Origin of the sequence: Streptomyces sp. TLI_053 (assembly GCF_900105395.1) — a bacterium.
In the GTDB taxonomy this organism is placed as follows: domain Bacteria; phylum Actinomycetota; class Actinomycetes; order Streptomycetales; family Streptomycetaceae; genus Kitasatospora.
On sequence record NZ_LT629775.1, the window covers coordinates 8,580,058 to 8,605,844 of the forward strand.

20 protein-coding genes and 1 pseudogene are annotated in these 25,787 nt (G+C 75.6%); 4 read left to right on the top strand and 17 right to left on the bottom strand.

From position 1 onward, the window contains the following. Window positions 1–225: 225 nt before the first annotated feature. Genes BLU95_RS35750 through BLU95_RS35760 form a run of 3 tightly spaced genes read left to right on the top strand, consistent with a single transcriptional unit; the run spans window position 226 to window position 2,786 of the window. The gene (locus BLU95_RS35750; RefSeq protein ID WP_093863640.1) at window positions 226–747 is read left to right on the top strand and encodes a hypothetical protein; all 522 of its coding nucleotides are present in this window, start codon (window positions 226–228) and stop codon (window positions 745–747) included. Beyond that, entirely contained in the window at window positions 737–1,960 is a 1,224-nt protein-coding gene (locus BLU95_RS35755) for an MAB_1171c family putative transporter (protein WP_093863641.1), read from the top strand. The genes BLU95_RS35750 and BLU95_RS35755 overlap by 11 nt, the downstream gene beginning before the upstream one ends. Window positions 1,961–1,988: 28 nt before the next feature. Beyond that, window positions 1,989–2,786, top strand: a complete 798-nt coding sequence (locus BLU95_RS35760) for an APH(3') family aminoglycoside O-phosphotransferase (protein WP_093863642.1) — start codon at window positions 1,989–1,991, stop codon at window positions 2,784–2,786. Window positions 2,787–2,892: 106 nt separating this feature from the next. Here the strand turns inward: BLU95_RS35760 and BLU95_RS35765 are convergent, their stop codons facing one another. Beyond that, the gene (locus BLU95_RS35765) at window positions 2,893–4,269 is read right to left on the bottom strand and encodes an alkaline phosphatase (RefSeq protein WP_502689760.1); all 1,377 of its coding nucleotides are present in this window, start codon (window positions 4,267–4,269) and stop codon (window positions 2,893–2,895) included. 198 nt (window positions 4,270–4,467) lie between these two features. Here BLU95_RS35765 and BLU95_RS35770 point away from each other — a divergent pair, with 198 nt between their 5' ends. After that, window positions 4,468–4,953, top strand: coding sequence for a hypothetical protein (locus tag BLU95_RS35770; protein WP_093863643.1), 486 nt, complete (start codon window positions 4,468–4,470; stop codon window positions 4,951–4,953). Window positions 4,954–5,376: 423 nt separating this feature from the next. On the opposite strand, the gene BLU95_RS35775 is transcribed toward BLU95_RS35770, so the two are convergent. From BLU95_RS35775 to BLU95_RS35845, 16 genes and pseudogenes are all read right to left on the bottom strand, one after another. Then, window positions 5,377–6,087, bottom strand: a complete 711-nt coding sequence (locus BLU95_RS35775) for a zinc ribbon domain-containing protein (RefSeq protein ID WP_231978052.1) — start codon at window positions 6,085–6,087, stop codon at window positions 5,377–5,379. A 397-nt stretch (window positions 6,088–6,484) separates the two neighbouring features. Next, a complete protein-coding gene (locus tag BLU95_RS35780) occupies window positions 6,485–7,099 on the bottom strand; it encodes a phage tail protein (RefSeq protein ID WP_093863645.1) in 615 nt (204 codons plus the stop codon). After that, the gene (locus BLU95_RS35785; RefSeq protein WP_093863646.1) at window positions 7,096–9,057 is read right to left on the bottom strand and encodes a putative baseplate assembly protein; all 1,962 of its coding nucleotides are present in this window, start codon (window positions 9,055–9,057) and stop codon (window positions 7,096–7,098) included. Before BLU95_RS35785 ends, BLU95_RS35780 begins: the two co-directional genes overlap by 4 nt. Beyond that, window positions 9,057–9,479: a GPW/gp25 family protein gene (locus BLU95_RS35790; protein ID WP_030307173.1), complete on the bottom strand. Its 423-nt coding sequence runs from the start codon at window positions 9,477–9,479 to the stop codon at window positions 9,057–9,059. Before BLU95_RS35790 ends, BLU95_RS35785 begins: the two co-directional genes overlap by 1 nt. After that, window positions 9,479–9,796 carry a PAAR domain-containing protein gene (locus BLU95_RS35795; RefSeq protein ID WP_093863647.1) on the bottom strand — a complete coding sequence of 106 codons (318 nt, stop codon included), beginning with the start codon at window positions 9,794–9,796 and terminating at the stop codon, window positions 9,479–9,481. The genes BLU95_RS35790 and BLU95_RS35795 overlap by 1 nt, the downstream gene beginning before the upstream one ends. 71 nt (window positions 9,797–9,867) lie before the next feature. Then, window positions 9,868–11,685 carry a VgrG-related protein gene (locus tag BLU95_RS35800; RefSeq protein ID WP_093863648.1) on the bottom strand — a complete coding sequence of 606 codons (1,818 nt, stop codon included), beginning with the start codon at window positions 11,683–11,685 and terminating at the stop codon, window positions 9,868–9,870. 176 nt (window positions 11,686–11,861) lie between these two features. Further along, window positions 11,862–12,560 (bottom strand): annotated as a pseudogene (locus tag BLU95_RS35805) (CIS tube protein); the annotation flags it as partial. A 111-nt stretch (window positions 12,561–12,671) separates the two neighbouring features. Beyond that, on the bottom strand, window positions 12,672–13,097 hold the full coding sequence (locus BLU95_RS35810) for a phage tail protein (RefSeq protein WP_030394849.1): 426 nt from the start codon (window positions 13,095–13,097) through the stop codon (window positions 12,672–12,674). Between the two features lie 34 nt (window positions 13,098–13,131). Then, window positions 13,132–13,407, bottom strand: a complete 276-nt coding sequence (locus BLU95_RS42665; RefSeq protein ID WP_093863649.1) for a hypothetical protein — start codon at window positions 13,405–13,407, stop codon at window positions 13,132–13,134. Window positions 13,408–16,396: 2,989 nt separating this feature from the next. Next, a complete protein-coding gene (locus BLU95_RS43110; protein WP_167349762.1) occupies window positions 16,397–16,555 on the bottom strand; it encodes a DUF6760 family protein in 159 nt (52 codons plus the stop codon). Then, window positions 16,552–17,049: a zinc-ribbon domain-containing protein gene (locus tag BLU95_RS35820; protein ID WP_093863650.1), complete on the bottom strand. Its 498-nt coding sequence runs from the start codon at window positions 17,047–17,049 to the stop codon at window positions 16,552–16,554. The genes BLU95_RS43110 and BLU95_RS35820 overlap by 4 nt, the downstream gene beginning before the upstream one ends. Further along, window positions 17,046–17,486: a phage tail protein gene (locus tag BLU95_RS35825; RefSeq protein ID WP_093863651.1), complete on the bottom strand. Its 441-nt coding sequence runs from the start codon at window positions 17,484–17,486 to the stop codon at window positions 17,046–17,048. The genes BLU95_RS35820 and BLU95_RS35825 overlap by 4 nt, the downstream gene beginning before the upstream one ends. 62 nt (window positions 17,487–17,548) lie before the next feature. After that, entirely contained in the window at window positions 17,549–19,105 is a 1,557-nt protein-coding gene (locus BLU95_RS35830; RefSeq protein ID WP_093863652.1) for a phage tail sheath family protein, read from the bottom strand. 347 nt (window positions 19,106–19,452) lie between these two features. Further along, entirely contained in the window at window positions 19,453–21,576 is a 2,124-nt protein-coding gene (locus BLU95_RS35835) for an ATP-binding protein (protein ID WP_231978053.1), read from the bottom strand. Next, a complete protein-coding gene (locus BLU95_RS35840) occupies window positions 21,573–22,319 on the bottom strand; it encodes a Pvc16 family protein (protein ID WP_093863653.1) in 747 nt (248 codons plus the stop codon). Before BLU95_RS35840 ends, BLU95_RS35835 begins: the two co-directional genes overlap by 4 nt. Then, complete coding sequence (locus BLU95_RS35845) at window positions 22,316–25,648, bottom strand: DUF11 domain-containing protein (protein WP_173862195.1); 3,333 nt, start codon at window positions 25,646–25,648, stop codon at window positions 22,316–22,318. Before BLU95_RS35845 ends, BLU95_RS35840 begins: the two co-directional genes overlap by 4 nt. Window positions 25,649–25,787 lie beyond the last annotated feature (139 nt).

Below are 25,787 nucleotides of genomic sequence, written 5' to 3' on the forward strand. Positions count from 1 at the left end.
CTGTGACGACTGTCCGCTATAGCGGATGGTGGGCTCGGTGAGCGTACGCCGTCAATGGGTTTGCTTGTCAACCCTGGTGAATGGATGTATTGGTAGGACGGGATGGGCGTCCGCTTGAGCGGGCGGTCTGGACCTGTTGGCGGGGCATCGGCGATGAGACCCCGCACCGACCCCCAACCACCGGCCCTCACCACCGGCCCCGAGCGAAGGCGACGCACAACCTCGATGCCCCCAGTCGTCAGAAAGCTGCGTCGGCGCTGCGCGGCGGTGCTCGACGAGCTCCGCCTGCCGCAGCCGTTCTCCCTGGACACCCTCTGTCCGCACATCGCCGGACTGCGCGGGCGGCCCCTGCACCTGCACCCGCTGCCCGCCCAGGCCGCCTCGGCCGGCGCCTGCGGACTCTGGCTGGCCACCGCCACCGACGACCACGTCTTCGTCGAGCAGCGGACCGTGCGCCTGCACCAGGAGCACATCGTGCTGCACGAGATCGGCCACATGCTCCTCGGTCACCAGGGCCTCAGCCTCTCCGGCCGGCTGCCGGAGACCCTGCTGCCCGACCTGTCGCCGCGACTGGTCCGCCACCTGCTCGCCCGCGCGGACTACTCCACCGAGCAGGAGCAGGAGGCCGAGATGCTGGCCAGCATGATCCGTACCGACACCGGCCGCACGCGTCCGCCCGTGCCGACCGGCGCGCTCGGTCGGCTCCGGGCCGCGCTCGGCGTACGGGACGGCGGCCATGGCGGGTGACCTCACCTCCGGCTTACAGCTCGCCGCCACGGCCGGGATGTGGGGCGCCGTCGCGGTCCGCGCCCGGCCCGCCCTGCGCTCGCCCCACCAGCGCGGTCTCTGGCTGGCCCTCGCGGCCTCCGCCGTGGCCATGACCCTCCAACTGCCCGGGGTGTGCGAGGCGCTGAACCTGCTGGTCGGGCCCGTCCACGTCGCCTGCCTGGTGCGCAACCTCGCCGGACTGGTGTCGACCGCCGCGGTCGTCCACTTCGTCGCCACCACCACCGGCCGACCGGAACGGCGCGGGCTGCTGGCCGCCCCGTTCGCCGCTGTCCTGATCACCCTCGTCGTCATCGACGTGCTGACCATGCCCCACCCCGAACCCGGCGGCGCACCGCCGCGGATCGGCTCCGACGTCCAACCCCTGGCCTACTGGGTGCTCCTGATCGGCACCCACCTGGCCGCGAACGCCGCCTGCGCCTGGACCTGTTGGCGCTACAGCGGCCCCACCGTCGGGCGGGAGCTGCGGCTCGGTCTGCGACTGTTCGGCTGGAGCGCGGCCTTGGCCGGGGTGTACTGGCTCGGCCACGGCGTGCTGCTGGCCGTACCCGCGGACCGGCTGCGGCCCGGGCTGCGGCTGCTGCTGGACCTGTACGCGGTGCTGCGCACGGCCGCGGTCCTGGTGCCCACGGTGACGGCGGTGGCCGGGGCGGCGGCCGACGTCCGGACGGTCTGGCGGCTGGCCCCGCTCTGGCGCGACCTGGTGACCGTGGTGCCGCAGGTCGCCCTCGGCGAGGTCCGCCCGCGGGTCGCGGAGCTCCTGCGGCCCCGGCTGCCGTGGCGGCTGCTCGCCTACCGGAAGGTCATCGAGACCCGGGACGCGATCCTCGTCCTGCAGGAGTACGTCGGGCCCCGGCTCGTCGAACGGGCCCGGGCCGTGACCGCCCACCTGCCGGCGCGGTCGGCCGAGGCCGAGGCGTTGGCCTGCGTGCTCCTGGTGGCGCGGCGCAACCGGCTCGCGGGTCGGGCCCCGGACCGGGCGGCCGCCGCCGGGACCGCCGGGCCCGGGCTCGGTGGCGGGCCGCCGACCGCGGGCGGGCCCGCCCGGTCCGGCGGCCTCGGGCGTCAACTCGCCGACGAGACCGCCTTCCTGGTGGCGGTGGCGCGGGCCCGCAGATCACCACTGGTCCGCCGGTTCGAGGCGGGCGGCGCCGCGCGGGGCCGGGATGCGTGAGGGCCCGGCCGTGCGGCATGATGACGCCATGGACCGCACGTTACGCCATCGTTACTCGACCTATGAGTGGACGCCGGTGACTGACGGTGACTCAGGGGCCTTCGTGCACCTGCTCGTCGGACCGCGCTCGAATCTCTACGCCAAGATCGCCCCGGCGGCGCCGGACGGCAATCCCGCGCTCGACCTGGCCGCCGAGGCCGACCGCCTGGCCTGGCTGGCCGACCAGGGCATCCCGGTGCCGCGCATCGTCGACCGCGGCGCGGACGCCGACGCGGTCTGGCTGGTCACCGAGGCCGTCCCCGGCGTCGGCGCCGCCGAGGAATGGCCGGCACACCGGCGCCCGGCGGTGGCCGCCGCGATCGCCGGGATCGCCCGGGCGCTGCACGAACTCCCGGTCGACAAGTGCCCCTTCGACCGCAGCCTCGCCACAGCCGTCCCGCTCGCCGAACAGGCCGTCGCCCACGGCCTGGTGGACCTGGAGAACCTGGAGGACGAGCGGGAGGGCTGGTCGGGGGAGCGGCTGCTCGCCGAACTCCGGCGCACCCGCCCGGCCGACGAGGACCTCGTCGTCTGCCACGGTGACCTGTGCCCCAACAACGTCCTGATCGACCCCGACACCCTCGCGGTGACCGGGCTGATCGACGTGGGCCGCCTGGGCCGCGCCGACCGGCACGCCGACCTGGCGATCGCGCTCCGCGAGCTCCGGCACGTCGAGGACCCGTGGTTCGGCCCGGACTGCGTGGAGAGCTTCCTGGAGCGCTACGGGGCGACGGAGCTGCGGAGCGACCGGATCGCCTTCTACCAACTGCTCGACGAGTTCTTCTAGTTCTTCGCAGTCCCTTCGAGCTCGTTCGAGTCCGACCGGTTGTGGCGGTCGCTCCGGCCGCTCCTGTTCCTCCGGGCCCGGCCCGGGAGAACAGGAGCGGCCGCGCTCAGCGAATGCCGAGCGCGGTGCGCAGCGTGTCGAACAGCTCGGTCTGGTCGGTGACGCCGAGGACACGCTGGGAGTACGGCCCCTGGGCGGCGATCCGCACCTGTACGCCGGTGTGCTCCTCGCCGTCGCCGTCCGCGTTGGTGGCGTAGGCGACCTTCAGCGGAGAGCCCTCGTCGGTGACCAGGGTGGTCGACAGTCCGCGCGTCCTGGCCTCCACCGGCAGGATCTGACTGGCGTGCCCGTGGTCGGCGGTGGTGATCACCAGCGTCCCGGGGTGGCGGGCGGCGTAGTCCCGGGCGACCGCGACCGCGCGGTCGAAGGCCACCGTTTCGCCGATCTGTCCGCAGGGGTCGGCCTCGTGGCCCTGCTTGTCGACGGAGGCGCCCTCGACCTGGAGGAAGAACCCCTTGCCGTCCTTCCGGTCGGGCCGTCGGGCGGTCAGCAGCTCCAGTGCCCGGGCGGTCTGGGCGGCCAGGCTCGGGGTGCCGACGGGCCGCTCGGGGTTGCTCGGCACGCACCGCTGCGGCGCGGTGCCGCCGAGCACGGCCGGCTTCCCGGTCCACTCGACGGGGACGGCTCCCGGCGCGAACAGTCCGAGGACCGGCCGGCCCGGGTCGACCCCGCGCAGGCCGGCCGCGTCGGTCACCACCTGGTGGCCGCGCCGTCGGGCGACCTGGGCGACCGTCAGCCCCTGGTCGGGTCCGTCGGTGACGACCTGGTCGAAGCGCTCCCGCCCGCCGCCGAGCAGGACGTCCACGTCGAGCGCCACGGTCTGCTCGGCGATCGAGCCGCCGCCGCCGGCGGCCCGCAGGTCGGCCGGGCAGTCCGCCATGTCGGCGGGCCCCTGGCAACTGCGGTCGCCGACATGGGCGGTGAGGGCCGCGGGAGTGGCGTCGGTGAGCTCGGCGGTGGTGACGCTGCCGGTCGCCAGGCCGGCCCGGCGGGCGAGTTCCAGGACGGTCGGCAGCGGCCGGTCGGTGTCGGGCGTCTTGGAGATCCGGCCGTTGACGGTCTTGCGGCCGGTGGCCCAGGCGCTCGCGCTCGCCGCGGAGTCGGTGACGTACTCGGGACGGCCGCCGCTGTCGACGGCGTAGGTGGTGTAGACGCCGGTGGCGGGGAACCGGTCGAGCTGGAGGCGTCCGGCCGCGCCGACGGTGTAGTTGCGGGCGAGGGTGATCTCGGAGTCCCCCATGCCGTCGCCGATCAGCAGGATGACGCCGGTGGCCGGGCGGTTGCGGGCCGACTCCTCGGCCCCGGCCGGAGCGGCCGCCGCGGCCGCGGCGACCACCAGGGCTCCGGCGGCGACGGCCGCGATGCGCCGCAGGGCGGTTCGGCGCCGGTTCGAACTCGGCGGACCGGAAGGGGAATTCGTCACGCTGCCGCACCTCCGCTGGGAACGGTCGGGGGAGACTTTGGTGTCCGCTTTAGCGGACAGGTGTGTGCGTGAGCGTACGCCTACGCGGAGTTTCCTTGTCAACCCCGCCGGATGGCGGTATTTGTAGCGAGCAGACTTGTCCACATCAGCGGGCGGAACACCTCTCGACCGGGGGACCGCAGCGGGCGGGAGTGACGGATGACCGACAGCGACCCGGTGGCGGACCGAGCGGTGGGAAGATCCCTGCTGCGGAAGTTCGACCAGCGACTCAACACGCTGATCAGCGCCATCTACCCGGACGAGCGGACCCGGCCCGGCTACGCCCGGCTGGCCAAGGAGATCCGCGACACCACAGGCGGCGCGATCTCCGCGACCTACCTGTGGGAACTCGCCACCGGCAAGAAGCGCAATGTCACGCTCGAACAACTCGACGTCCTCGCCGAGTTCTTCGGCGTGCCGCCCGAGTACTTCCTGAACGACGCGGTCGCCGAGCGGGTCAACTCCCAGCTCAGGCTCGCGCACGCGCTGCGCGACACACGCGTGCGCTCGCTCGCGCTGCGCGCCGAGGGGCTCTCCGCGGCGAGCCTCGACGCCCTGCTGATCATGGTCGACCAGGCCCGGGCCGTCCAGAACCTCTCACCCGTCAGCGCCGACCCGGACCTTCCGGCCGACGGCACGAACTGACCGCCCTGCCCCGCTCGTGCGGCGAAGCTCCACACCAGTGCCAGGGTGATCGCCAGGTATCCCGCCAGGCCCGCCGTCGCGACCAGGCAGTTCCACCGCCCCGCCCGATCGGGGCCGCCGCCCGTGCACCGTCCGGCGCCAGGAGAGGACGGTGGCGACGACCGCCAGCAGGAGGAAGTCGGTCAGGGCCTCCTGGGCGATCCGGTGGACCGCCCGCTGGACGGCCGCTCCGGCTTCTTTCGGGCACTCCACCGACCAGGCGGGCGTCCAGGCCGCTGCCCGTCACGAGGGCGGCGAGCTGTTCCCGGGTGGGCCGGGGGCGGTCCCGGTCTCCGTGCTGCCGGAAGCGCGCAGCAGGGTGACTGCGTCGACGGGGGGTGCGGTGCGGATGGGCGCCGGTCCGGCACCGGTGCCCGCCGGGGCTCAGCTCCGCCGGAAGAACTCCAGCTCGGCCAGGGCGAGATGGCGGTCGCCGTCCAGGCCCGCGGGGTCGTCGAGGGTCAGCCGGACGGTGGTGGCGTCGCTGATTCCGGTGGGGAAGGTCTGCGGGCCGGGCTTGTCGATCAGGTTCAGCCGCTCGACCGTCTTCCGGCCGTCCGAGGCCGTCACCTCCATGTCGATCCGCAGCGCCCGCCCCTCGCGGGCGTAGTCCTCGGGCGAGGTCGAGGCACCGTTGGTGACGATCACGGCCACCAGGCGGAAGGGCTTGGCGAAGGTGAAGGTGATCGAGGCGCCGGGGCCCGGTGCGCCCCAGTAGCGGTTGCTGAGCCCGTCCGTGGCGTTGCCCGCCGGCCGGCCGGCGACCTCGGCACTCGCCTCCACCCGGACCGGGGTCACCGGCTTGCTCTTGCCCAGCTTGTCCCGGGTGTCCTCGATCAGGTTCCGGCCAGCCGGCAGCAGCAGGAAGCCGCCCGCGCACAGGGCCAGCACCACGGCCAGGACCACCAGGAAGCGCGTCGTCCGGCCCGAGCCCGCCCGGGTGCGGCGGCGCGGCCGGATCCTCCGCCACCAGGGGAGCGGCGGTGGGGCCGCACCGGGTGCGAGCCGGGTCGCGCAGCGGCGGCAGAAGCGGCGGTCGGGCGGGTTGGGTGTGCCGCAGGAGGGGCAGGGCGTTCCGGCGGTGTCGTCGTCCACCGGGACCGGCCGGACCACCGGACGCGGCGCGACGGCCTTCGCCGGCCGCACCGGCTGCGGTGAGTCGGCGGGAGTAGGGGCGGAGACGTGCGGTGGCCCGGCGGGCGGCGGGAGCTCGGCGGGTGCCGCGGGGGCGGCAGGCAGCGCGGGGGCGGGGGAGGTGAGGGGTCGGGAGTCGGTGAGGGGTCGGCACGCCGGGGCGCGGCGGATCCGGCCGGGTGGTCGGCAGCCGGGGCAGCCGGGGAAACCGGGGAAACCGGGGCCGTCGGGGCAGCCGGGGCCGTCGGCGCAACCGCCGGGGCAACCGGGGTGTCCGACCAGCCCAGGTACGAGCCGCAGTTGCCGCAGAAGCCGTCCGTCGGGCCGTTGGACGCCCCGCACGCGGGACACTCACGCATCACTGTCGCCCCTCCTCGCTCGTGGGCGGTCCCGGCAGGACCTCCACCCGGCAGACCGTGTGGACCGGGCACAGGCTCCGGACCAGCGCCCGGACCTGGTCCGCGTCCACCCGGTGCGCCCCGTTCACCCCGTCCGCCCCGTCCGCCCCGTCCACCGCTCCGCCGTGCCGAGGCCACACCCGGACGAGCACCTCGTCGGCCGGGGCGGGCGGCAGCGCGCCACCGGCCGTGTTCGACCAGGCGGCCCCGCCGTCCCCGGTGATGTCGGCGGACACCCCCAGCATCAGGCGCAGGGCCTCGACCAGGCCGCGCCGGGTGCCGCTCCAGCGGTGCAGTTCCACCGCGCCGGCCACCGCCTCGCGGCGCAGCGCCGTCGGTCGGCGCGGGTCGTCGGTACTACCCACCCAGGTGGCCAGCCAGGTCAGGAAGTCGGCCGGGGCCAGTCGCGGATCGAAGTACGAGGGCAGGTTGTCGAGGGTGGTGAACACCGGGGCCAGTACCGTGTCCAGCCCCGCTGTGAACCGCTGCGCGAAGTCGTCCTCGGCGTACAGCGCGGGCAGCTGCTCACCGATCGGGTACCGGCTGGGCAGGCCCGGGACGGCGGCCCGGCTCATCCGCGCACCTCCGGCTCCCGCGCGGTCACGACCACCTGGTGCTGGTAGGAGAAGACCAGCGCGCCCGGGCCGACGTCGATCCGGTCGACCGGGGCGCCGCGCCGGCCCGTGACCGGGTCGGCGGCGAACAGCCGGATCTCCTCCACCACCACCTCCCCGACGGCGCGTTGCAGCACGCCGAACACCTCCCCGTACTGAACGGGCCGCCCGAACGCCCGGCCCGTTCCGTCGGGTCCGCCGCGCAGGGGGTCGAGGTGCCGGTAGAGCGCGTCGAGTGCCGCGTCGCGCACCCGATCGGCGTCCGCGGCCGGTGCCGAGAGCCGGGCGACGACGGTGACACCCTGGTAGAACGGCGGCTCGACGAGGAGCCGGGTACCGATCAGGCGCCGCTCGTCGAGGGCCGCGGTGATCCTGGCGAGGACCTGGTCGGACGGGATCAGCTGCTCGAAGCGCAGCCGGCCGCCCTCGTCGGCCACCGCGTTCGGCACCACCAGGACCCGGACCGCGCCCGCGCCCGCGTCCCGGTCGGGAAGGCAGCGGACCCGGCGCACGGAGGGGGCCGCCTGCCGGGCGATGATCTCGTGGTCCTCGGCGGTCACCGCGCGCTCCTGCATGCGGAGGGTCTCCGGTGCCCGCAGCTTGGCGTTGTCGACCGTCTCCCCGGCGACACCGCCGCGCGCCGCCTCCCGGTTGACGACCCGGGCGACGTAGGGGACGGAGCTGCGCAGGACGGAGACCGCGCCGCGGGAGACGTTGCCCGCCGGGCCGCCGCCGGTGCGGTAGCGGGCCACCCGGATCCGGGCGCCCTTGGCCGGCACGGCCCCGCACGGACGCAGGGTGCCGTCGGCCTCGCGCAGCACCGGCGGGAACGTGAACTCGCCGGTGGTGGCGTCCACCCGGACGTGCCGGTCGGCCGGTCCCGAGCGGCCGAAGTGCTCCACCACCTCCCAGCGCTGCCACCCGTCCGGGGAGGACACCTCCACCACCGGGGGCTCCCCGTCGAGCAGCACGGGCGGACGGCCGAGCCGGAAGGACTGCCCCGCCACCCCCTCCGACACACCGAGCGGTACGTCGGTCACCCGCTCGGCGTGCTCCACGGCCGTCGTGCCGCCGACGGTGAAGACGGCGGCCTCGCGCACCGTCGGCGACTCGGAGTAGAACGGCTGCCCCGGCTCCGCCTCGGTGACCCGGCAGCGCAGCCAGCCCGCCCTGGTCCCGCTGACCAGCGACGCCGTGTGCCCGGCCGGGACGTACACGATGACCTCACCGGGCCGGTTCAGCCCGCCGGTGGTGTCGGAACCGGTCTCGCAGCGCTGCCACCGGCCGCCGTCCCACGCCTCCCAGACCAGCGGGGGCTGGCGCGGGTCGACACCGACGCCCTCGACGCGGCTGTCCAGGCGGACCGCCACCACGCAGCGCGGCACCGCCGTCGGCAGTCCGAACAGCACCGCGTCGCCGGGCTCGGGCGCGGTCTGGAAGCACGGGATGTCCCGGCCCTCGGCCAGGGCACCCGTCCGGTCGGTCTGCTCACCGGTGCGGGGCGCGGTGACCAACCTGGTCAGCTCGCTCGGCACGATGCGCAGGTCGTCGGTGGTGGCGAAGACCACGGCCGCCTCGGTCTCGCCGGCCGCGGTGGTCACCTCGGTGCCGGCGGGCAGCGTCACCGTGTCCGGTTGGGGGGCCGACAGCCAGAAGTCGACCTCGGCCACGGCCGCCGAGGGCGGGTACAGCCGGATTCCCAACAGGTCCAGGAACGCCAGGTAGTTCTTGTCCGGGACCCGGTTCAGCCGGTACAGCAGCTGGTCCACGAGGTAGGCGAACGTCTCGATCAGCGTGACGCCCGGGTCGGAGACGTTGTGGTCGGTCCACTCCGGGGCGCGCTGCTGCACGTACCGCTTCGCCTCGTCGACGAGCTGCTGGAACCGTCGGTCGTCCAGGTTGGGGGAGGGCAGGGCCATCAGTCCGCGACCGTTTCCTCGGTCCCCTCCTCGGAGGGGATCGTGTAGAAGGGGAAGACCAGGTTTCGCCGGTCGTTGGTGGTGCGCACCGTGTAGCGCACGTCGATGTAGAGGGTGGCGGTCTCCACCGCGTCGAAGGCCACGACGACCTCGTCCACCGCGATCCGCGGCTCCCAGCGCTCCAGTGCCTCGCGCACCTGCTGGGCGATCCGCCCGGCGGTGACGCCGTCGCCGGGGGCGAAGACGTACTCGTGGATGCCGCAGCCGAAGTCGGGCCGCATCGGTCGCTCGCCGGGCGCGGTGCCCAGTACGAGGCGGATGGCCTCCTCGAGTTCCCGCTCCCGCTCGACCATGGCGATCCCGCCGGTCGGCCCGACCCGCAGCGGGAACGCCCAGCCGCGCCCGATGAACCGGTCGCCCATCACAGCCCGCCGATCAGCACGTCGGGCGCTCCGGTCAGGACCGTCGCGCCGCACGCCGCCCGGTCGCGGGCCCGCGCGGCGGGCAGTCCGCCGATCAGCACCGCGCCCCCGGTGACCGCGGCCGGGCTGGGCAGCAGCACGTTCCCCGGCCCCAGGGCGGCGTGCGGCGGTACCGGGCAGACGTGCAGGCTGCCCACCACGGCGGCGGGCCGCCCGCCGATCAGCACCGTCGCGACCTGCGCGGCGGTGCCGGGCGGCGGGGTCGCGACCCGGCCACCGTGGTCGGTGGGGTCACCGGTACGGGCTGCGGCTGGCATCGGGGGCTCCTCGGGGAGAAGGGGGAGGGAGGTCGGTCGGGGGAGAGGAGGCGCCGGGCGCCCGTGCGGGGTCAGTTGATCCGGACCAGGCGGCCCTTGAGCACGGCGAGCAGGCCGCCGTCGACGGAGACGTCCGCCGTCCCGGACACCCGGACCGACCGGCCGCCGATGCTGACCCCGGCCGTGCCGTCGATGTCCACCTGCCGGCCGGTCACCTTCACGGTGCCCTGCCGGGCGTCGAGCGTGATGCCGTCCCGGTCCAGCAGGACGGAGGTCAGCGGACGGTTGCGTCCCGCGTACACGGTGAGCTCGATCCGGTCCCGGCGGTCGTCCAGACGGACCTCCAGCCGTTCGTCCCCGGTCACCAGCCGCAGCCCGGAGGGGCCCGGCGCCGGTGCGTCCAGCAGCTCCACGCGGTGACCCGAACGCGAGGCCACCGAGCGGCGGTTGACCTTGCCGCTGGTCGCGTCGACCAGCGGCACGTCGTGCGGCGAGGGCTGGTCCACCCCGTTGTAGAGCCCGCCGATCACGTACGGACGGTCCAGCAGGCCCTGCTCGAACCCGACCAGCACCTCGTCGTTGACCTCGGGACTCACCACCCCGCCACCGCCCTTGCCGCCCCACTGGACGGTGCGCACCCAGTCGGTGACGTACGTGTCGTCCAGCCAGGGGAACGTCAGCCGCACCGCGCCGCGTTCGGACCCGTTCGGCTCGCGCACGTCCGTCACCACGCCGATCGCCAGACCGGGGATGCGCGGGCCGCGCCCCGGCGCGTCGGCGCCCGCCATCAGACCGGGCAGGGAGCGGTCCGCGCCGGCGTCGACCCACACGGTGGTGCGGTAGCCGCCGTGGGGCTCCAGGACGTGCTGCACGGCCGTCGCCGTGTACCGGCCGGAGAACGCCGGCCCCACGTTGCCCAGCGCCACCGGTTTGCCCGCCCGCAGCAGCGGATTGCCTTCGGCCACCGCCTCCAGGTCGCCGAAGCCGGCGCTCACCCGGGCCGCCGCCGCGCGGGCGACCGCCGCCGTCTCCGCCTGCGTCCGGTAGGGGGTGTCGGTGACGGCCACGACCGACCTCCCGAACCGGGCGGCCGTCCCGGGAGCGAGCCCCGGTACCACGGTGTCGCTGACCACGGACGGCTGCTCGGCGACCAGCGGACGCTTCGTGGCGACGTCCCAGCCGCGCACCTGCACCTTCGAGGCGCCGTCGGCGGCCGACAGCGCGGCCCGCAGTGCCAGCAGGTTGCGCCCGTACTCCAGGACCATCGGGTCGAGCACGGCCGACGTCGAGGGCGAGGGCGCCCCGGACGCCTTCGCGGGCCTGGTGAACTGGAGCAGCCCCTTGTCGTCGACGCGCACCCGCGCACCGCTCTCGCCCGCGAGGAACTGCAGGAAGTCCCAGTCGGAGACGTTCGCCTGCGACAGTTGCCGGTACGTCACCGGCGCGGCCTCCACCTTCCCGACGGCGAGGCCGGCGCCCGCGGCCACCTTGCGGACGATGTCCGCGGCCGTCATGTTGCGGTACGCGACGACCTTGCGGCCGCGCTGCAGCCGGTGGGCCTTGGAGTAGGCGCGGACGACGGTGAACGACCCGGTGCCGTCCCGGTCGATCTCCAGGGCCGTGACCTCCCCGTCGAACAGCCGCTCCCGCGCCTGCCCCTTCGCCGTCGTCACCGACACGCGCAGCGGGGAGCCGATGGTGATGCCGGTGGCGCGCAGGAACTCGTGGTCGGGGTCGCGGTAGGTGAGCACGGCGGCGTCCGGCAGGCTCACGTTCTCGTCGACCACGCAGCTGACCAGCTGCGCCGCCCAGATCTGCGGCAGCTCGCCGGGTGCCTCCACGATCGGGTCGGCCGCGAAGGACCTTCCCCCGGAATCGAACCCGCTCACCGTTCCCCCTCACTGCTGCCGCTGCCGAACCCGCTGCCGTTGCCGAACCCGTTGCCGCTGCTTCGTCCGCTGCTTCGTCCGCCGGCGGGACCGTTGTCCGGATGGTTGTCGCGACCGTGGTCGGGCAGTCCGTCGTCGTAGGCGTGCCCGTCGCCGGTCAGCCGGACCTGGTCGTCGTCCCGCAGGGCCGGCACCACCAACTCGGTGCCCGGGGCGAGTGCCATCGGGTCGTCGATGCCGTTCGCCTCCGCGACGACCCGCCAGGCCGTCGCGTCGCCGTACTCGCGCCAGGCCAGCATCGCCAGGCTGTCGCCCGCCACCAGGGTGTGGGTGCTGCGTGCGGTGCGCGCGCCCGAGGTCGGGTTCTGGCCGGGCGGTTCGACGCTCGCCTCCTCGATGGACAGTGAGCAGGTCGCCCGCAGCGGCGTGCCGTCCACGTCGAAGAGCGTGTACGAGACCGACAGGTTCGACAGCACCCCGTCGAACGAGGTGGTGCGCGCGCTGCCCCACTCGAAGCGCACCCAGGGGCTCGCCGGCTTCTTGCGGCCGAGACTGGCCGGGGTCGGCACGCACGCCTTCATCAGCTTCTCGACCGCCTGCTCCACCGAGTCGTCGTGGGTGGCGGTGGCGTCCAGGAAGACCTCCAGGCTCAGGGTGCGCGGGCCGCTGCCGACGAACTCGGGCAGCGCCGACTGCCCCGCCATCCGGGACGGGGACCGCCGCCACTCGGTGGTCTTGCCCAACTGCAGGGTCGAGGGGTTGAACTGGAGGTCGAGCCGGGCGATCGTCCCGCCGGGCTTGGCGCCGACGGAGGCCGGGGGCTCTTTCAGGGTGAGCTGGGCCCTGGCGCGGCTGGCGCGTGCCGAGAAGGCCATGGCGTGGCTTCCTTCCGGAGCGGGAGTACGGCGGTCGGTCGTTCGACGGGGTGGTGGTGGGACAGGGTGGTGGTGCGACGGGGCGGTGGTGGCTGGGTGCTGGTGGGACGGTCAGGCGGGGAGCAGCCCCGCGTGGGCGATCTCCAGGGTCTCCACCGCTGCCGCGGAGTTGGCCGGGTCGAAGGACGGACCCTGCCAGCGGACCGGGACGATGCCGAACACCTGCCAGCTGATGATCCGGCTCAGGTCGGGCCGCAGGGCCACGATCTCGCCGTCCTTCGGTTCGACCCGCCGCAGCGTTTCGTCCAGCCAGCGGCCGATCTTCGCCGTGTCGGCGGTGACCGGCCGGGTGAGGGTGATGTTCGACCAGGTCACGCGGCCCGGGAGCTGCCAGGTGAAGCCGTTGTTGCCGCCCTCGGCGTAGCTCTCCATCTCGACCTCGGCGCCCATGCCGGAGCAGGTGTGGAAGGCGCCCAGGTCGTTCCCGCCGATCGCCAGCCGGAAGAACACGCTGGTCGCGAAGATGTTGTCCGTCATCGGTCCGTCGTCCGTTTCTCGTTCGTGCGGGTGCTCAGCGGCGGCCGTCGAAGGTCCGCCCCGCGCGGTCCCGGCCGCGCCGCAGCTCGGCGCGCAGCAGGCGGGCGACCGGGTCCAGCAGGCGGCGCGCCAGGTCCTCCAGGTCGAGGTCGCCGCCCTGCGTTCCGGCGTCACGCGGACTTCCGCCGGTTCGGTCGGCGGCGGTGACCCGCTGGTCCGCGGCGGTGGTGCTACCGGTGACGGTGGTGCGCGGGGTGGTGGCGGCGGTGGCCGGGACGGCGCCCCGGCCACCGCCGGTGTCGCGTTGCACGGGCAGCGGGGTCGGGGGCGGGGTCGGTGGCGAGGCCGGGGGGTCTCCGGGCGTGCCGCCGGGGTCCGGTGTCCTGGACCGCGCCGGCGGCACCACGGGGACGGGCCGTGCGGAGGACCCGGCCGGGGAAGGCCGGACCACCAACGGCGGTGTATGCGGGGCGGTCACGGGCAGCGGGCCGGACGAGCGCCCGGGGCCGGAGGTACGGAGGGCTTCGGGTCCGGGCCCACGAAGGGGTTGGGACGGCCGAACGGGGCCGGAGGCGGACGCCTGGTGCGGGCCGGGGGAGCCGGGCGCCCGCTGGAGGTGCTGCGGCGCGGCGGCGGAGGGCCGGTCGACCCAGCGTGCCGCGACCACGGGGCGGCTCACCGCGCGGGCGGAGGCCATGGGGACCGTCGCGCTCCCCATGTCCGGGCCGCTGCCGACGGCCAGCGGTCGCGCCGCGAGCAACTGGACGCTGCGGTGCGGTGCGGCCGGTGCCCGGTCCGGTGACCCGGACCGACCGGCGCGGACGAGCGGCACGGGTCCGCTCCTCCGTGCCCCTGCGGGCGGCGCGGGGACACCGGTGCGGCGGCCGTGCCGGGACGCGGTGGTCGGGGACGCGGTCATCGGTCGCGGCGTGGTCGGGGACGCGGTGGTCGGTGGCGTGGGAGCCGGTGAGGTGGGAGCCGGTGACGGGGCCGAGGATGCGGGGTGCTGTGCCGCTCCCGGCACGGGCACGGGCGTGGGTACGGGCATGCGCTGGACGGTGGACGGGAGCGCGGGACGGTTGGCGGTGGGTGGCATCGCGGGCAGCGGGGCCCCCAACCCGGCGCGCGGGCGTCGCGCGGTCAGTCCAGGGCCGCCCTGGGCAGCCGGCGCCTCCGGCTGCCGCTGCACGACCGGCAGGGCCGGCGCCCGGGTCGGCGCCGCTGCGGAAGGGACATCGACGGCCCGCGCCGGGACGGTCGCGTGGTTTCCCAAAGGTGCTGCGGTGGTCGGGATTTCGGTCAGCGGCGGACCGAGTGTCGGCCGCCCGGGCGCGCGTTGCACGGCCGCGCGTTGCAGGGGCACGCCCTGAACGGGTGTGTCGGTCGCGGTCTCCGTCGGGCGCTGCACGATCGGCATGCCTGGTGCGGGAGGGGTGGTAGTCGCTGCCAGGGGTGCTGGGGTGGTGGGGAGTTCGGTCGTCGGTGTGCCGAGGGTGGGGTGGTCGGCCGCGCGTTGTACGGGTGTGTCGGTCGCGGTCTCCGTCGGGCGCTGCACGATCGGCATGCCTGGTGCGGGAGGGGTGGTAGCCGCTGCCAGGGGTGCTGGGGTGGTGGGGGGTTCGGTCGTCGGTGTGCCGAGGGTGAGGTGGTCGGCCGCACGTTGCACAGGTGCGTCGGCCACGGTCTCCGCCCGGCCCCGGAGCGTGGGTGCGACCGGCGCGGGCGCGGTCCCACCCTGCGCCAAGGAGCCTGTGTAAGAGGGCAGTTCGGATGCCGAGGCGCTCGGGGCGGGACGGTCGGCCGTACGCCGAACGGGAGTCTCGTCCGTGCCCCGCAGGAGTGTGCCGGGCCGGTCGGGGGTGATCTCCGTCTGCCGCTGGACGACAGGCATGGCCGGTGCCGGTGCCGGTGCCATCGCCGTAGCGGGGCCGGGACCGGTCTCGCCCGAGGGCGTGGCGGGCGCCGGGACTTCGGTCGACGGGGTGCCGAGAGGAGGCGCCTGGTCGGCCGCCCGCTGTACGGGTGTCTCGGGGGAAGGCCCGGCGAGCTGTGCCGGGGGGACGGCGGGGCGCACGGCGGGTACCCGGCGCCTGGGGGTGGCGGGCACCCGGGCGACGGTCAGCGACGGGCCGACAGGGCGCGTCCGCACCACGGCTTGCGTGGCTTCCGCGCGGTCCCCCGGAGCCCTTTCACCGGCGCGGCCGGGACGCGCGTCGGCGGCGGGTGCCTCCTGGCCCGGCCGGCCGCCGGTGACGGCGGAGAGGGGCCCGGTTCCGGTGGCGATCCGCTGCACGGACCGGCCGGCGTGGGCCGTCTCGGGCGCGCCCGAGACGGATGCGCCGGGGACCACCGCGATGCGGCGGACCAGCGGGAGTCGTGCGGGGACCGGCGTACGGCCGGCCCCGGCCGGGGCTGTGGTCGGGGCTGTGGTCGGGGTCACGGTCGGGGCTGCGGCGGCCGCTTCGGCCCGCTGGACGACGGGATCGGCGTCCGGGCCGAACGCGTCCGCGCCGAGCACCGCCGTGGACGGTGCGGGCGGACGGTTGTGGGTGGCGGGTGCACCGGCGGCCGCCCCGGCCGCCGAGGGGGTTTTCTGCCCGCCGCCGGACCGACCCGGCCGCTCGCCGGGCTTGCCGACCCCGTCGGCCCGCGAGCGACCGGTGCCGGCGCCGGTGCCGACTGCGGGCGCGGCCTGCGCGGACAGCGATGTGCCCTTCGCGGACGCATGCGCACCCGACGCACGCGCACCCGACGCACGCGCACCCGACCCACTTGGCTGGGCCCGCCCGGCGGCCCGCGCACCCGCTGCGGGAGGCACCTCCAGCAGTGGTGCCCCCGCTCCCGCCCCCGCCGATGGCGCGGCGACCGGCGCGGTGTCCGGCACAGTGTCCGCGTCGGACGGGCGCAGCGCCCTGAGCAGCAGCGGGCCGCCTCCGCTGTGGGTGGGGTGCGCGACGGCGGGGCGGGCGATGCCGCGGACGAGGCCGGTCGGGGCGGTCGGCAGCAGGGCGTGGGCGAGGCCGGTGTCGAAGGACGGATCGCGCCAGGCGGCCAGCCCGTCCCGGAAGGCGAGTCCGTCGCTGACACTCATCGGCGCCCGGGACACGGTCAGGAGGGCCGGTGCGGTGCGGCGCCACCCGCCGTCCCAGTCCGCGGGCACGCCCGGGCCCCCGCCGACGGGGGCCTCCTTGCCCGCGCCCGCGCCCGTGACCACGCCCGCACCAGTACCCGCCGCGCCCGTACCCGCGGCGTGCGGCGCGGCGCCGCGCCGACGGACCCTGTCCCGCCACGCCATTTGTTCAACCTCCTTCGTTCATACGGGAGTTGATCTGTGCGATCTCGGTGACCCACTGCCGGCGTTCGGCATGGGTCAGGTCGAGGATCTCGTCGCGTTGCCAGTGGAAGTGGTAAGCGATGTACGCGATCTCCTCCCTGAGCCGGGGGAGCGCGTACGTCACGATTCCCCCAGGCGCCCACCGGAGAGGTCGACCTCGAAGCCGCCCTCGCAGTGCGGGCAGATGACCGCCGCGCGGGTGTGGCCCTCGCTGTTGACGCGCCGGTAGAAGTCCTGGAGGAACGCGACGTCGGTCGCGTACATCCGCTCCACGACCCCGGCGTGCACGTCGGTGACGGTGCCGAGCCGGGTGATGACCTGGCTGAGCAGCACCACGCTCAGGTACGCGGGGTTCTCCTTGACCCGCAGGTCGATCTGGGGCCGAAGCTCGTCGCGCGCGGTGGCCAGGCGCATCGAGCCGTGCCGGTGCAGGGTGCCCGCCTCGTCCATGTACCCGCGCGGCAGTTCGAACTCGAACTCGGTCCGCAGCGCGTGCTCCTCGCGCCGCGCCGGAGCGCCGCCGGAGGGCGCCGTCGGCGGTGCCTGGGCGGCCGGGGCGGGCTCCGTGGCCTGGAGGATCTCCTCCAGGCTGCCCGCCGTCACCGTACGTCGCCTCATTCGACGATGATCTCCTCGAACACGATGGTCACGGACTCGGTGGCCGCGGCGGACTCGCCGGCCTTGAGGGAGGGGCCCTCCCACTTCGAGGCCCAGCCGTTCATCAGCTGGATGCGCCGGACGGTCGCGCCCGTGGAGTCCTTGATCTCGATGGTGAGGTTCTGCCGAGCGGTGTCGACGGCCCCGTTGTTCAGGGTCTCCGTGATCCACTTGGTGAACTCGCTGCTCTTGTCGAGTCCCCGGGTGATCGTGACCTCGCCGGCCTGGCGGGCGCCGGGCTGCTTGCGGATGATCTGCTTGCCGTCCTTGCTGACCTGCCGGACCTCGACGACCTCCTCCTCGACGGTCAGGCCGCTGATCTCCTGGATCGACTCGACCAGGTAGCCACCGAGCTGGACGCCGAAGATGTGGGTGGAAAGAGCATCGCCCTCTGCCATGACTGTCTGTCACCTTTCCTTGCTGTTCGGCCCGGTGGTCCCGGGACCGGCGGACCCGCGGGTCACTCGTCGACGAGGCTCGTGCTGTCGGAGTACTGCGCCAGCCGGAAGACCACGAACTCGGCCGGCTTGACCGGTGCCACGCCGATCTCGCAGATCACGCGGCCCTGGTCGATCGACTCCTGCGGGTTGTTGTCCCGGTCGCACTTGACGTAGAACGCCTCCGCGGCCGTCCGCCCGAACAGCGCGCCGCGCCGCCACTCCTCGGTGAGGAACGCGGTGGCGTTGCGTCGGATGCTCGACCAGAGCCGGTCGTCGTTCGGCTCGAACACCACCCACTGGGTGCCCAGGAGGATGGACTCCTCCAGGTAGTTGAAGAGGCGCCGTACGTTCAGGTAGCGCCAGGCCGGATCGGAGGAGAGGGTGCGGGCGCCCCAGATCCGGATGCCCCGGCCGGGGAAGGCCCGGACGCAGTTCACCCCGATCGGGTTGAGCAGGTCCTGCTCGCCCTTGCTCAGGCGCAGTTCCAGGTCGACCGCGCCGCGGATCACCTCGTTGGCGGGAGCCTTGTGCACCCCGCGCTCGGCGTCGCTGCGCGCCCACACACCGGCGATGTGGCCGCTCGGCGGGACGGTGGCGTTGCGCCCGGCGGCCGGGTCGAAGACCCGGATCCACGGGTAGTAGAGGGTGGCGTAGCGGGAGTCGTAGCCCGCCTCGTCGTTGCGCCAGGTCCGCACCTGCTGCGCGGTGAGACCGGGCGGGGCGTCCAGGACGGCGACCCGGTCGCCCATCTGCTCGCAGTGCGAGATCACGGCGAGCTGGACGGTGCGCACACCCTCGGCGTCGATCTCTCCGCGCTGGTGGGAGCCCATCAGGTCGGGCACCGCGACCATGGTGATCTCGTCGATGGACTCCAGACCGCCGAGCCCGGTCCGGGCGGCCGCGTCGCCGACGTACTCGGCCGGGTCGAGCCGGGGCAGCGCGCCCTGGCCGGCGGCCGGGGCGGGCACGGCGGCGGGGGCGTCGGGCAGGGCCGCCGTCCGGTTCGCGGGCCGGCCCTGGGCGGTGCCGCGCTGCTCGGTGACCTCGATCAGCGCCGAGCCGCGGGCCTGGGTGACGAGGTAGCCCTTGACGTTCCGGCGGGCCGACGCCTCGAAGGTCTCGGCCACCGCGCCGTCGCGGTGGACCAGCAGCCTGAACCGGTCCTCGGGAGGGTTCTCGCCGTCCGCGTCGGCGATCTCCACCGAGACGCCGGTGACCCCCGGCCGGGCCGCGAACAGGAACCCGTCGAGCGCGACGGGTTCCGCCGCGCGCTGCTCGGGGACCGCGGCGGCGGGCGCGGAGCTGTCCCGGTCGGAGCCGCCTACCCGGACGACGTACGCGGCGCCGCCGCCGTTGGCGAAGTACCCGTGGACCGCGTGGGGCAGGTAGGCGCCCTCGGTGAACCCGCCGAAGCGCTGGGAGTACTGGTCCCAGCTGGTGACGAGCGTCGGCTCGTGGAACGGGCCGGTCCGGGCGAACCCGACGAACGCGGCGACGGCGGTGCCGACCCCTTCGATCGGGCGGGCACCGGACTGCACCTCCTCCACGTAGACCCCCGGGGTGAGGTACGTCGGCATGCTCGCTCCTTCGTGTCACCGGAGTTCGGTGGACGCTCTTCGGTGGACGGTTTCGGTGGATCTCGGGCCGGGTTCGGGCCGGGTACGGCGGACGTCGGTCGGCCGACGGCGGAACGCCGTCGACGGACCCGGTCGCGCGCCGCCGCGCCCCGGCCCCAGCTTTTCCGGCGGGCCGTCACCGGCGGGAGGGACCGGAGGACCTGCCCGGGGGCAAGGGCACTGCCCTCCCCGGCTCTCCGCGAACCCTTCCCGGCTCTCCGCGAACCCTTCCCGGGCCCCGTGACCCTCCCCGACCGCCCCCGGCGGGCCGTCGCAGCCGGCCGCGACGGCCCGCCGGCCGCCCCGGCTCAGGCCCGCGCGACCTGGTCCACGTACGGTCCGAACTCGCCCTCCAGCACCAGCCGGCCGAGCTTGCGGTACTCCTGCGCGACCGCCGTCACCGCCTGGGCCATCGTCAGCGGTCCCCCCGACTCGGCGGCGAGGTACGCGGCGGTCACGGCGCAGGCCCGGATGGAGCCTCCGGCCAGGTCGAACCGGTCCGCGCAGAAGCGGAGGTCGAGGTCGTCGCCCCGGGGCACCCGGTAGCCCAGGCAGCGGTCCCACAGGGCGAGACGCTGGTCGGCGTCGGGCACCGGGAAGTCCGCGATCACGTCCAGCCGGCGGGTGAAGGCCTCGTCCAGGTTCGCGCGCAGGTTGGTGGTCAGGACGGCGATGCCGTCGAAGGACTCCATCCGCTGGAGCAGGTACGCCGACTCCATGTTGGCGTGCCGGTCGTGGGAGTCCTTGACCTCCGAACGCTTGCCGAAGATCGCGTCCGCCTCGTCGAACAGCAGCACCGCGTTGACGGCGGAGGCCTCGGTGAAGATCCGCTCCAGGTTCTTCTCGGTCTCACCGACGTACTTGTCGACCACAGTGGAGAGGTCCACCACGTACAGGTCCATGCCCAGGTCCGCCGCCACCACCTCGGCCGACATCGTCTTGCCGGTACCGGACGAACCAGCGAACAGCGCGATCACCCCGCGCCCCCGCCCGCCGCCGGGCCGCATGCCCCACTGCCCGAGCACCTGTTCGCGGTGACGGGCGCGCACCGCGAGTTCCCGCAGGCTGCGGTGGGTGGGGGCGGGGAGCACCAGGTCCTCCCAGCTCACCGCGGGTTCGACCCGGCGGGCGAGCCGGGCGAGCCCCGCGCCGTTCTGGGCCCGGACGGCCGTGCGCAGGTCGTCGGGGGACACCGGGCGGCCGTCGAGTTCGGCCGTGCGCACCGCGGTGCCGGCGGCCCGCCGCAGCTGCCCGGCGTCCAGGCGGTGCGCGGCCACGGACCGGGCGAGCGCCTCGGCCCCGGCCTCGCCGCCGACGCCCTCCTCGCCGACGCCCTCGCCGCTCGCGCCGTGCTGCTCGTCGGCCGACGCCAGCGCGTGCCGCCAGCGCGCGACCTGCCGGTCGGGGGCGGGTGCCGCCACGGTCAGGGTGACGGGGGTGTCGGCCGCCCAGGCGGGTTCCCAGCCGCCGGTCCCGTGGGTGAGGAAGGGGAGGCCGCGCAGGGCGTCGCACAGCGTGCGCAGGACCCCGGCCCGCTCCTCGGGCCGGTCGGGCAGTTCCTCCAGCGGCCCCAGCAGGACGCCCGCGCCCAGCAGCCGGGCCTCGCGTGCCACGGCCCGGGCGATGCCCGGCGTGCCCCGGGGGTCCCGGGCCAGCGCCGCCGGGTCCAGGGCCAGCGGCGGCATCCCGCCCGCCCGCAGCGCGGCGACGGCGAGCCCCTCGGGATCACCGCCCCGGCTGCGCAGGTGGACATGGCCGGTGCCGGTCCCGGCCGCGGCGGCGGCCCGGCGCAGCTCGGCCGGGTCGACGGCCGGATCACCGGCCGGACGGCCGAGCACACCCGTCAGCAGCGGATCGGGCGCGGTGTCGCCCAGCAGGTGCGCCGTGACCCGGTCCGGGACGGTCAGCACCCGGGACAGGGGCGGCCGCTCGGGTTCGGTGACCTCCAGCAGACCGCCCGCGACGAGCGGCGCGGAGGGCGCCAGCCGGAACCGGGCCGTCGCCACCCCGCGCTGCCCGCACAGTTCGAGGGCGAGCCCGACGGTGGGCCGGCGGCGCGTCAGGTCGTCGTTCAGGTAGCCGTAGAGCCGCTCGAACCGGGTGTCGAGGTCCGGGGCCAGGGCCACCAGCAGCAGGTCCAGGTCCAGCGGTGCCAGGGCGAAGCGGTCGGCGAGCACGGCCAGCGGGGAGCCGGGCGGCGGCGCGTCCGGTCCGGGCAGCGCGGGCGGAGCGGGCCGGTCCCCCTCGTCCAGGACGCGGACGGCCGCCTCGGGGGTGAGGAACTGGCCGCGGTACGGATCGTCCGGATCGGGATCGAGCGCGCGCCGGATCGCGACGGCCTCGCGCACCCGCTCCTCGACGACGCGCAGCCGTGTCCACAGGTACGGGGCCCGGGCCGGCGCCGCGGCGGTGGGTTCCAGGGTCCGGGTCACGGCTGCCGCTCCCCGCGCCGGCGGCGGGCGGGGGCCGACCCCCGCTCCCGGGGGCCGCCGAAGCCCTCGGGACCGGGCTCGGCCACCTCGGTGTAGCGCAGCCGCCGTGCGGCCGTCGGCTCCTGCGGTGCGGCCCCCGGTTCCTCCGGTGCCGCCGCCGGCTCCTCCGGTGCGGTCCGGGCGGCGGCCCGGACCACGAGCCCCTCGGTGACCGGCGGGGCGGTGGCGGTGACGGCCCCGGCCAGTGGTGCCCGCACCCGCAGCCCCAGCGAGGGCTTCAGCTCGCCGCCCAGCGCCGACCACACGTCGGAGGCGGCGGGCGCGTCGAGCCCGGTACCGCCGCCGTCCAGGCCCACGATGAGGCCGAGTTCGGCGAGCGAACCGGTGAGCAGCCGCGCCGGCAGCGCGTCGGTGGACACCAGGCACCTCAGCACCTGGGAGAGCAGCCGGTGTTCGTCCTGCGGCCGGCTCGCCCACGCGGTGACGAGGTACGTCAGCTCGAACCAGCGGGCCGGGGCGCGGCGCGCGGCGAGGAAGCCGTCCGCGTCGTACACCTCGCCCGCGCCGCTGGCGCGCCGGCTGTGGTCCTCGCGGACGTCGTACAGGAACACGCACACCGTCGGGGCGCTGCGGCGGGCCGCCCAGTCGCGGGTCGGCGCGTCGAACACCACGTCGACGCCCGACGTCTCCAGGCCGGACTCCGCGAGCAGCCGGCGCAGCCCCTCGTCGACCTCGTGGATCATCGGCGGATCATTTCGTTGGGCGGCTGGACCGTGCCGCTGACCACCAGGAAGTCGGTCCGCACCGGGGAGAAGCCGGGCCCGCTCGCGGTGATGACCCGGGGGCCGGTCGCGTCCTTGGCGAGGATCAGCAACTGGCCGGTGAACCGGCCGTCCGGACCGGGGACGGTCGGCGCCGCCGCGGCCGTGATGCCCGGCTGCCAGGTGAACCGCACCGGCGCGCCGGGCGGGAAGTCCTCACCGCGCACCGAGGTGACGAAGCCGGGCTTGCCGATCGGCGGGACGGCGACGATGCGCGGCTGGAGGATCCGCAGCTGCTGACGGGCTTCGTTGTCCGCGGGGTCGGCGTCCGTGCCGGTGGTGGTCAGGGTGCCGGTCACCAGGCCGGTGACGGCCCGGTCGGGGCTGAGGACGACCTGGACGACGGTCCGGGCGCCCGGGGCGAGGTCGGGCAGCGCGCACACCCAGGCGCTGTCGCAGCCCGGCGGCGGCGCGTCGTGGGGCACGCCCCCGGGCAGCCCCACCCGGAGCCGCAGACCGGTGGCCAGCCCTTCGCGGCCGTTGCGAACGGTGTACGTGAGGACCACGCGACCACCCACGTAGCCGGGGTTCGGCTGCGCCGTGAGGCTCAGCCCCGGGCCGGCCGGCGGTGCCGGCGGTGCGGGCGGCAGGGGCCGGGGCGTGCCGATCGGCGACGGGGCCGGTGGGGCGGGTGCCGGGGCCGGCGGGACCGGGGCCGGAGGGGCGGGCGGGGCAGGCGCGGGCACCGGGGTCGTCGGCGGATCCACCGTCGGTGTCGGTGTCGGGGTCGGCGTGGGGGCCGGGGTCGCCGTCGGGGTCGCCGTCGGCGTCGGACCGGGCATCGGCGGGGCCGGGCGTACCGGCACCACGGTCCGGCCGGTGTTGTCGCTGGGACGGGGGTCGAGGACGGCACCGGTGACCGACCAGTCCAGGGGCTGGTCGCCGGGCTCGACCCCGGTGACCGTGACCGTGACCGGCACGGTGGCGCCCGGGCGCACCACGCCCAGGGCGCAGACCAGCGCCGCCGCGTCACAGGTGGCGCCGGGTGCGGCGAGGCCCGTGACGGTCACCCCGAGCGGGGGCGCGACGGTCAGCCGCGTCCCGGGCGAGGCCGCCGGGCCGTGGTTGACGACGTCCACCCGGACGGTCCCGGAGTCGCCGACGGTGAGTGGTGCGGCGGTCCCGGGCGCCCGGACGGCGAGGTCCACGGACTGCTGGACGCCCGGCTCCTTCTGACGGCCCGGCAGACCGCCGGTGAGCGAGGTGCGGGCGCCGGAGGCCACGTCCACCAGGGACAGCTTCTCCGGGCTGTTGGCGGCCAGGGCGGCCCGGGAGCTGATCACCAGCGTCCTGCCGTCGGAGCTCCAGGCGGCGTCGCGGGGCTGGAAGGGCCCGGTGGCGGTGGTGTCGGGCAGCTCCCGGCCGCAGGCCCCCGGCCGGTCGCGGGCCGCGTCGGGCAGCAGTACCCGGCAGGCGCCGCCCGTCGCGGCGGCCAGCAGGATCCCGTTGCGCTCGTCGATCCGGCCGGCACCGTTCTTGCGGTTGAAGGCGATGGTGGCGCCGTCCGGTGAGAACGCCGGGCTGTCGTCGACGACCTCGCAGGCGCCGGGGCAGTGGGCGGTGCTCAGGTCGCGCTGCCGGTCCAGCCGGTCCACGGGCACGGTCCACACGTGCTTGTTGCCCCCGCGGCCGTTGATCACCTGGTTGCGGGTGAACGCCAGGGTCGTGCCGTCGGAGGACCAGGTGGGCTGGGCGTCGCCGCCCTGGAGCTGCCCCTCGGGCGGCACGATCACGCCCCGCAGCGCGCCGGTGGCGGCGTCCGCGATCAGGATCCGGCCGGGACCGGAGGCGTCGCCGACCCCGCCGGGCGAGCTGCGGGTGAAGGCCAGGTACCGGCCGTCCGGGGAGAACGTCGGGTCGGTGTCCCAGTCCCTGGGGCCTCGGCCCGCGAGCGGGAGCGCCGTCGGGCCGGAGCCGTCGGCGTCCGCGATCCAGATCCGTTCGATCCGCCCGGCCGGCAGGTTCGGTCCGGCCGGCGCGTCCTCGAACCGGGTCAGCACGATCCGCCGCCCGTCGGGCGTGTAGTTCTGCCGCTCGGTCCACGGGTCGTTCCCGGCGGCGGGCCGGAACAGCGGGTCCTTCGCCGGATCCGTCTCGGTGTCGGCCGCCGGGTCCTCCTTGAGCACGGTCCGGTTGAGGTCACGGGGGTCGGAGCCGTCCGGCCGGACGTCCTGCAGGGTCACCACGTGCGGGCCGTCCGCCGAGACGCGCTCGACCACCGCGCCGCCGCCCTGGAGCGGGCCGAGCCAGGTGGCCGGTCCGACCTCGCGGTCCTCGCTGAGCACCACCGCAGGTTCGTCCTCCGAGTACGCCTTCACCCGGAACACGTGGTCCCAGTCGCCCTCGCAGCTGCAGGTCCGGTCCGGGCTGAGGAAGAGCAGGTCGTTCCCGTCGGGCAGCCAGCTTGCCCCGTGCGTGCGCCACTGCGCCCGGGGACCCGCGAGCAGCGGCCCGCCGGTGCGCCCGTCGGTCCACCGCAGCCGGGGTCCCTCCGGTCCGGTGGCGGTGTACGCGATCCGGTCCCGGGTCGCCGGACCGTCCACCGGGTTCCACACCGGTTCGGTGCCGGCGCCGTCGGCGGGGTCGGACACCCGGGTGGCGGGCCCGCCCCGGAGCGGCCGGACGTAGACCTGCCGGCCGGCGGTCCGGTCGACGTCGGAGGAGTACGCCAGTCGCGTGCCGTCCGCCGAGACCGTGGGGTGCTCCTCGTTCGCGGGGGTGTCGGTCAGCCGGGTGAGGCCGGTGCCGTCGGTGCGCACCAGCCACAGGTCGCGCTGGGTTCCACCGGTCCCGGCGGGCCGGGCCGCGTCGAAGACGACCGACCGGCCGTCCGGCGTCAGCCGCGGGTTCGCCGCGTCCAGGCCGCTGGTCAGGCGGTGCACGGCGCCGTCGGCGGAGCGCAGGTAGACCTGCGGGGCCTGCTCGTCGCGGCGGCTCGCGAACACCAGCCGGTCGCCCAGCGCGGCCGGCTGGACGTCGAAGTGCGCCGGGCCCTCGCCGAACAGCGGCGGGCTCGTGGTGTCCGTCGCCACCCGGCCGAGGCTCCGGTGGCGGGTACCGGCGTACGCGATCCGGCTCTCCCCGGCATCGGCTGCCGCGGTCCGTGGCCCGCTGCCGGCCTCGGGGGGCCGGTCCCCGGCGCTGCCCGGGCCGGCGGCCGTCGTCATCGCGAGCAGCGGCGCCAGCAGCAGCAGTGCCGCGCCGGCCCTGCCCCAGCGCTGTCGCCGACGGCCGGAGCCACCCGTGCCCATCACGGTCCACCTCACAGTCCGGTCCAGCATCCATGTCCGACGCTGCCACCCTGCCGGTCCGCGACGGCGGACCGGCAGGGCCCCGGGGCCGCGCCCGGGGGAAGCACCGGCTGCGCTTTCGGGCAGCCGGTGCCGCTGC

Bases quoted from the DNA above. Each gene is read 5' to 3' on its own strand.
- BLU95_RS35750 (WP_093863640.1), top strand. From the start codon at position 226: ATGCCCCCAGTCGTCAGAAAGCTGCGTCGGCGCTGCGCGGCGGTGCTC.
- BLU95_RS35755 (WP_093863641.1), top strand. From the start codon at position 737: ATGGCGGGTGACCTCACCTCCGGCTTACAGCTCGCCGCCACGGCCGGG.
- BLU95_RS35760 (WP_093863642.1), top strand. From the start codon at position 1,989: ATGGACCGCACGTTACGCCATCGTTACTCGACCTATGAGTGGACGCCG.
- BLU95_RS35770 (WP_093863643.1), top strand. From the start codon at position 4,468: ATGACCGACAGCGACCCGGTGGCGGACCGAGCGGTGGGAAGATCCCTG.
- BLU95_RS35780 (WP_093863645.1), bottom strand. From the start codon at position 7,099: ATGAGCCGGGCCGCCGTCCCGGGCCTGCCCAGCCGGTACCCGATCGGT.
- BLU95_RS35785 (WP_093863646.1), bottom strand. From the start codon at position 9,057: ATGGCCCTGCCCTCCCCCAACCTGGACGACCGACGGTTCCAGCAGCTC.
- BLU95_RS35790 (WP_030307173.1), bottom strand. From the start codon at position 9,479: ATGGGCGACCGGTTCATCGGGCGCGGCTGGGCGTTCCCGCTGCGGGTC.
- BLU95_RS35795 (WP_093863647.1), bottom strand. From the start codon at position 9,796: ATGCCAGCCGCAGCCCGTACCGGTGACCCCACCGACCACGGTGGCCGG.
- BLU95_RS35810 (WP_030394849.1), bottom strand. From the start codon at position 13,097: ATGACGGACAACATCTTCGCGACCAGCGTGTTCTTCCGGCTGGCGATC.
- BLU95_RS35820 (WP_093863650.1), bottom strand. From the start codon at position 17,049: ATGAGGCGACGTACGGTGACGGCGGGCAGCCTGGAGGAGATCCTCCAG.
- BLU95_RS35825 (WP_093863651.1), bottom strand. From the start codon at position 17,486: ATGGCAGAGGGCGATGCTCTTTCCACCCACATCTTCGGCGTCCAGCTC.
- BLU95_RS35830 (WP_093863652.1), bottom strand. From the start codon at position 19,105: ATGCCGACGTACCTCACCCCGGGGGTCTACGTGGAGGAGGTGCAGTCC.
- BLU95_RS35840 (WP_093863653.1), bottom strand. From the start codon at position 22,319: ATGATCCACGAGGTCGACGAGGGGCTGCGCCGGCTGCTCGCGGAGTCC.
- BLU95_RS35845 (WP_173862195.1), bottom strand. From the start codon at position 25,648: ATGGGCACGGGTGGCTCCGGCCGTCGGCGACAGCGCTGGGGCAGGGCC.